Genomic DNA, 6,000 nt, shown 5'->3' with positions numbered 1-6,000 from the left:
TGGTTTGGCCGGAGTTTGTCTTTGCTTGTGCTGTGTTGGCCGGAGGTGGGCAAGGCGGGAGCTGAGCGGGCCGGAGGTGGGCAAGGCCGGAGCTGAGCAGGAGCAGGTCTGGGGCTGGAGGGGAGTTGGGAGCAGGGCTGGGGCCGGAGGGGAGTTGGGGGCGGGGCTGGTGAGTTTGGGGTCGGTGAGTCCACGGGGGGTAGGGATCGGCTGCGGGTGGGCGGTGACCTGTGCAGTCGGTTTGTCGAGGTGTGAGTGGGGTGACGGGCTGTGGGGTGGTTTGGGGGGTGCCTAGACTTCGGGGATGCGGGTTCGGGGCGACGAGGGATTTCTCGGCTATGTGACCGAGCGGCTCGCGGGGTTGCCGGGTGTTGAGGCGGTTGCGTTGGGAGGGTCGCGGGCTACGGGGACGGCTGGTCCGGAGAGCGACTGGGATTTTGCTGTCTACTACCGCGGAGCGTTCTCTCCGGACGACTTGCGTGCGCTGGGGTGGCCGGGGGAAGTCTTCGAGATCGGCGGTTGGGGCGGGGGAGTGTTCAACGGGGGCGCCTGGCTCGAGGTTGATGGGCGGCGCGTTGATGTGCACTACCGGGATCTGGATGAGGTCGAGCATCAGCTGGCGGAGGCGCGGGAGGGGCGCTTCCACGTTGAGCGGCTGCTGTTTCATCTAGCGGGCGTTCCGAGCTACATCCTCGTGGCGGAGCTCGCCATCAATCAGGTGGTGCACGGCAGCCTGGTGCGACCTGAGTATCCCGAAGCCCTGCGCAGGCAGGCGTCCGAGCGCTGGTGGGGTGAAGCCCGGCACACTCTCAATTACGCCCGAGCGGCCCATGCCGAACGCGGGCAGCTCGCCGAGTCCGCCGGTGCGATCGCCACCGCAGGCTCCCAGACGGCACACGCAGTACTGGCGGCCCGGGGAAGTTGGGTGACGAACGAGAAGACCTTGCTCGACCGCGCCGGCCTTCGAGATCTCGATCGCATCATCGGCAGCCTGGCACAGGACCCGATAACGCTTACGGCTGCGATCGACGACGCGACGAGGCTGTTCGAGAGAGCCGTTCAGACTTAGGCCGGCTGCCAGAGTTCTATGCGGTTGCCTTCCGGGTCGGTGACCCAGCCGAACCGACCGATGCCTTCCATGGATTGGGTTTCCTCGGCAACGTCGGCGCCTTTGGCGCGGAGTTGGGCGAGCATCGCGTCCAGGTTCGCGACGCGGAAGTTGAGCATGGTCTGCTGGGTCGGGGAGCCGAAGTAGTCGGTGCCGGACTCGAAGGTCGCGAAGACCGTCGCCCCAGATTCCTGCCGCCAGAGGCCGTGTTCGTCGGCGTCGAGGCCGAGGTAGTCGCGGTACCAGGCGCCGAGCGCCGTCGGGTCGGTCGACCGGAGGAAGTAGCCACCGATTCCAAGTACACGTTCCATGCCCGCCATCCTGCCAGTACCACTGGGCTAGGGCTGTGTTCGGAGCCAAGTCAGTACTGCGAGAACGCGACGGTTGTCGTCAGCCGTCGGAGGCAGCCCGAGCTTGGTGAAGAGCGTGTTGACGTAGCTCTCGACGGTCTTGCGGCCCAGGTAGAGGCGTTCTGCGATCGCGGTGTTGGTGCGCCCCTCGGCCATCAGCGCGAGGACCTGTTGTTCGCGCTCGGTCAGTTCCGCCAGCGGGTCGGGTGCCGAGGTGAGCAGCGCAGAGACGACGTCGGGGTCAAGCGCCGAACCGCCGCGGGCGACCCGGTGGAGGGCGGAGACGAAGTCGTCGATCTCGGTCACGCGGTCCTTCAGCAGATAGCCGAGCCCGGCCCCACCGTCGCGGAACAGATCCAGCGCACGCCCGGCATGCACCCACTGGGACAGCAGCAGGATCCCGAGCGTCGGGTAGTCGGCACGCAACTGGGCAGCGGCCCGCAACCCCTCATCCGTATGCGTCGGTGGCATCCGGATATCGACGATGACCACGTCCGGCCGGTGCCGTTCCACCTCCATCAGCAGGTCCGTCGCGTTCTGGACCCCGGCGTCGACGGTGAAGCCCTCCTTGGTCAGCAGTTGGATGATGCCTTCGCGCAGCAGCACGCTGTCGTCCGCGATCACGATGTGCATGGCAGCTCCGCCTCGATACAGGTTCCGCCACCGATCGGGCTGCGGAACGTCAACCGCCCACCCACGGCCGCGACCCGGTCCGCCAACCCTTGTAGCCCGCCGCCAGGCGTCAGCACGGCACCACCCGCCCCGTCATCCGCTACTTGCAAGACCACACAATCACCCGTACGCCGTAAGGCGATCCGCAGCGACGAAGCGTCGGCGTGTTTCGCCGCGTTCGCCATCCCCTCGCAACTCACGAACCACGCGGTTGCCTCGACAAGCGCCGGATACCGCTCACCAGGAACCTCCAGCACGACGGGAAGCGGTAACCGCGCCGCCGCGGTACGCAAGGCAACCAGCAACCCCTCGTCAGCCAGCACCGGCGGCAACACACTCCGGGTGAGATCCCGCAACTCGTTCACCGTTCCACGCAGCTCCGTCACCGCGTCGCCCAGCACCTGCGCCACCGCAGCGCCGGCGTTCTCCCGCTCAGCGATCCGCAACCGCAGCGCGAGCGCCACCAAGCGCTGCTGAGCCCCGTCATGCAGATCCCGCTCGATGCGTCGCCAGTTGCTGTCATCCGCCTCGACCATCCGCGTCCGCGACTCGTTGATCGCAACCAACCGAACGGCTGCCTGAGCATGCAAAGCCGCGTTCTCCAACGGCAACGCGGCCGCCGACAAGACTGCCTGCACCAACCGCGGCTCATCGCCCAACCGCCCGTCGAGCTCGACCACGGCCACCGGCACCGCCCCCGCAAGCACCGTACGCCGGAAGCGATCCGCCCCCACGTCGCCCAGCGACACCGGTGCACCGAACGCGTCGATCGTCTGCGCACCGTCGAGGTAGACCACCGATCCACTCGGATCACCGGCCGCCCGAAGCAGCACCGGCCCGATCGAAGCAGCCTCCACCTTGCCCGCTCGGAGGTCCCGCGTGAACGCCTCGATCTCCTGGATCGCCAGCCAGGTCCGCCGATCGAACCGGCGATCGACCGCGGCCCGGACGACTCGCAACAGCGGCCGGAAGGCAGCCGCGACCGCAAGGGTGCCTGCGGCAACGGCCAGCGAGGACCCGATCCCGGCGAGCGCGGTCAACGACCCCAGCCCGATGGCGACCCCGGCGTACAGGCTGAGCAGGAGCAGCGTCACGGTCGCATACGTCAGCGTCTGACCGACGAGGCGTTCGACGTCGAAGAGCTGGTGCCGCCGCATCGCCACGGTGACCGCGAAGAACAGCGGCAGGGGAGCACAGAGCGAAGTGACTGACTCGGCAGTGAAGAAGCCGAAGGCGTCCAACCCAGCGGTCGCGGCAATCAGCACTGCGGTCAGCCCGATCCCCCAGAGCGCCAGCAGGACCCGCCGTCGCTCGGCGGGCTGGCGCAGGCGTACGGCGATCGACACGATCCCGATCGCCATCGAGATCCCCGCGAAGGCCTCGGTGATGCCGATGACCGTCAGCGCGGACCCGAGGTCGGGAGGCAGCGCGATGTCGACCGGCCCGTTGTGCGCCACGATCCCCGGCGCCCGATGGGGCCAGATCGCGATCCCGACCGCGATCGGGCAGGCGACCCAGCCGATCAGGTAGGCGATGAACACCGGCCGCCAACGCCGCGATGGCAACCGCCCATCGGGGAAGAGGAACTGGAAGAACGGCAGCCCGGCGCCGGCGAACGCTCCGATGATCTCGCCCGAGGCAGCGAACCCACCGACTGTCAGATTGCCGTGCCGCACCTGCCCGGCGGTGTAGCCGTAGCAGAGCGAGAAGGCGACCAGGGCGACGCCACCGGCCAGGAACGCCCAGGCGGCGCGGTTCGCGGGCTGCCGATCGATGATGAATGCACCGAGCAGGCAACAGCCCGTCCCGCTGAAGACACCCACCAGCGAGGTGGAGTCGAAGCCGGCCAGCACCGCACCGAGCAGACCGCTGAGAGCGCCGAGCGATCCGATGATCCACCCTGCCGCCCCCAGCGCATCCAGCCGCTTCGCTCGTGGATCCACGCCTCGATGATCCGCCCTCCGGCGACGACGCCACAACCGGGAAAACCCTGGTCACCTGACCGGGTCTGCACCGCAGACCGGGACCGGCCGCGCGGAGGACCGTGATGGCCATGACCACCTTCACAGCAGCAACGACAGCAACCACCAAGCGACCGATGGGGTCTGTCCTGGCCCCGGTCAGCCTGATTCTCGGTCCGGCCCTGCTTTCGCTCGCCCTGGCGACCTTGCACGAGCCCTGGATCGGGGACAAGCCGGACTACACCGTCATCAACAACGAGCACGGACTGCTGATGCTCTCCTTCAACCTGGCGGCTGCGGCGTTTCCCTTCATGTTCGGCTCCGTCTTCGCGCTGACGATCGCGGCCCGGAGGTCCCGGCGCCTGGCCGGCGCGGGGCTCGCCTGCTCGATCCTCGGTCTGTCGGCGATGTTCGCCAACGCGATGCTCAGCGTTCCGCTCGCCCTGATGAACGGCATCGACGACCACGCAACCCTCGATCAGCTGGCAGCCCGACTCGACTCACCGCCGCTGGTGGCGCTGTTCGCCTTCCCGCTGTTCGTCGTCGGCTCCCTGCTGATGGCAGCCGCCCTGCGAGGCGCAGTACCGACCTGGGCGGCGATCTGCGTCGGCCTTGGCGGACTGTTCCCGATCGCGATGGTCACCGGCGTTCCTGTGCTGGCATTGCCGATCGCGGCATTGCGGATCGCCGGATCGGTCCCCGTGATCAAGCAGTTTCTGAGCCGAGAAGCCGCAACGCAGTGAGTGCGTAGGCGCGGGCTGCGACGAGTACTTCGGCTACGGCGACGGATTCGTCCGGGCGGTGGGCCTGGTTGGTGACCGAACCGGGGCCGAGGACGACAACCGGTACGCCGAGGTCGCGGGCGATGAAGCCGCCGTCGCAGGCCGCCGTCCAGCCACCCAGCGGAAGTCCTGGGCCGCCTGCGTCGCGGAGGGCGGCGTCGGTGACCCGCACCAGCGAGGCCGACGGAGGTGTCTCGAAAGCGGGCATCTCCATCGGCATTTCCAGTTCGAAAGTCAGCCCGCGATCGGCAAGGCCGAGCTTCTCGACCCGAGCTCGGAGGTCGGCCAGTACTGCGTCCGGCGACTCACCGGGGAGCAGCCGCCGGTCCGCGACCACGACGCACTCGGCCGGGACGATCGAGCCGCCGGTGCCACCGTCGATCCGGCCGACACTCCAGGTCGCCGGGCCGAGCAGCGGATGCGGCGACGTGGCCAGTTCCTTGTGCAGGCGTTCGATCTCGGCCACTACGGCGGCCGCACCGTAGATCGCATTGGCGCCACCATCCGGATTGCCGGCGTGGCTGGCCCGGCCGCGGATCGCGACGCGCAGGTAGGAGTCGCCGCGAGCGCCGATGATGGTCTGGAGATCGGTCGGTTCGGCGGTGATGCACCCCAGGAACGAGTGCTCGTCCGCGACGTACGAGCGGATGCCCTTGCCGGTCTCCTCCTCGTCGACCAGCGCGGCGAGTTCGACCGGGCCGGACAACGCGACGCCGCGGAGGGCAGCCATCGCGACGAGGGCGGCGGCGACACCGCCTTTCATGTCCGAGGCGCCACGGCCGTAGATCCGGCCGTCGACCAGCTCGCCACCGAAGGGGTCGTGTGTCCAGCCGTCACCGACCGGTACGACGTCGGTGTGGCCGAGCAACAACAACCCCGGTCCGTCGCCCCCGGGCAGCACGACGGACAGGTTGTCCCGGCCCGGTTCTACCTGCGAGGCGACGACGTCCAGACCCAGCGAGATGGCGGCGGTGGTCAGCGCTGCAACAGTCGCAGCTTCATCACCGGGCGGGTTCTGCCCGGCTGCCCTGAGCAACGACTGCGTCGTACGGACCAAGAGGTCCTCGTCGATCCGGTCCAGGACGGCCTGTTCGGTGGCGGAGCTGCTCACTGATTTCCCTTCGGAG

Annotated in this window: 6 protein-coding genes; 2 read left to right on the top strand and 4 right to left on the bottom strand. The window is 68.5% G+C overall.

Going from position 1 to position 6,000, the window contains the following annotated elements; all coding sequences use genetic code 11:
• The first annotated feature begins 304 nt into the window (after window positions 1-304).
• Entirely contained in the window at window positions 305-1,069 is a 765-nt protein-coding gene (locus ABZ004_RS34910) for a nucleotidyltransferase domain-containing protein (RefSeq protein ID WP_355685750.1), read from the top strand.
• On the opposite strand, the gene ABZ004_RS34905 is transcribed toward ABZ004_RS34910, so the two are convergent.
• From ABZ004_RS34905 to ABZ004_RS34895, 3 genes are read right to left on the bottom strand one after another with little or no spacing between them, the layout of a single operon-like run.
• On the bottom strand, window positions 1,066-1,419 hold the full coding sequence (locus ABZ004_RS34905) for a VOC family protein (protein ID WP_355685748.1): 354 nt from the start codon (window positions 1,417-1,419) through the stop codon (window positions 1,066-1,068). The genes ABZ004_RS34910 and ABZ004_RS34905 overlap by 4 nt on opposite strands.
• Before the next feature lie 27 nt (window positions 1,420-1,446).
• Complete coding sequence (locus ABZ004_RS34900) at window positions 1,447-2,091, bottom strand: response regulator transcription factor (protein ID WP_355685746.1); 645 nt, start codon at window positions 2,089-2,091, stop codon at window positions 1,447-1,449.
• Window positions 2,079-4,073 carry a histidine kinase gene (locus ABZ004_RS34895; protein WP_355685744.1) on the bottom strand — a complete coding sequence of 665 codons (1,995 nt, stop codon included), beginning with the start codon at window positions 4,071-4,073 and terminating at the stop codon, window positions 2,079-2,081. The genes ABZ004_RS34900 and ABZ004_RS34895 overlap by 13 nt, the downstream gene beginning before the upstream one ends.
• Before the next feature lie 110 nt (window positions 4,074-4,183).
• Between ABZ004_RS34895 and ABZ004_RS34890 the strand changes: the two genes are divergently transcribed.
• Window positions 4,184-4,834 (top strand): hypothetical protein, encoded by a 651-nt coding sequence (locus ABZ004_RS34890; RefSeq protein ID WP_355685742.1) that lies wholly within the window; start codon window positions 4,184-4,186, stop codon window positions 4,832-4,834.
• On the opposite strand, the gene ABZ004_RS34885 is transcribed toward ABZ004_RS34890, so the two are convergent.
• Entirely contained in the window at window positions 4,797-5,984 is a 1,188-nt protein-coding gene (locus ABZ004_RS34885) for a M20/M25/M40 family metallo-hydrolase (RefSeq protein WP_355685741.1), read from the bottom strand. The two genes, ABZ004_RS34890 and ABZ004_RS34885, sit on opposite strands and share 38 nt — an antisense overlap.
• Window positions 5,985-6,000 lie beyond the last annotated feature (16 nt).

Origin of the sequence: Kribbella sp. NPDC006257, from assembly GCF_040613535.1 — a bacterium.
Taxonomy (GTDB): Bacteria; Actinomycetota; Actinomycetes; order Propionibacteriales; family Kribbellaceae; genus Kribbella.
Note: the sequence above shows the minus strand (reverse complement) of the source record. Positions and strands in the feature narration are given on the sequence as shown.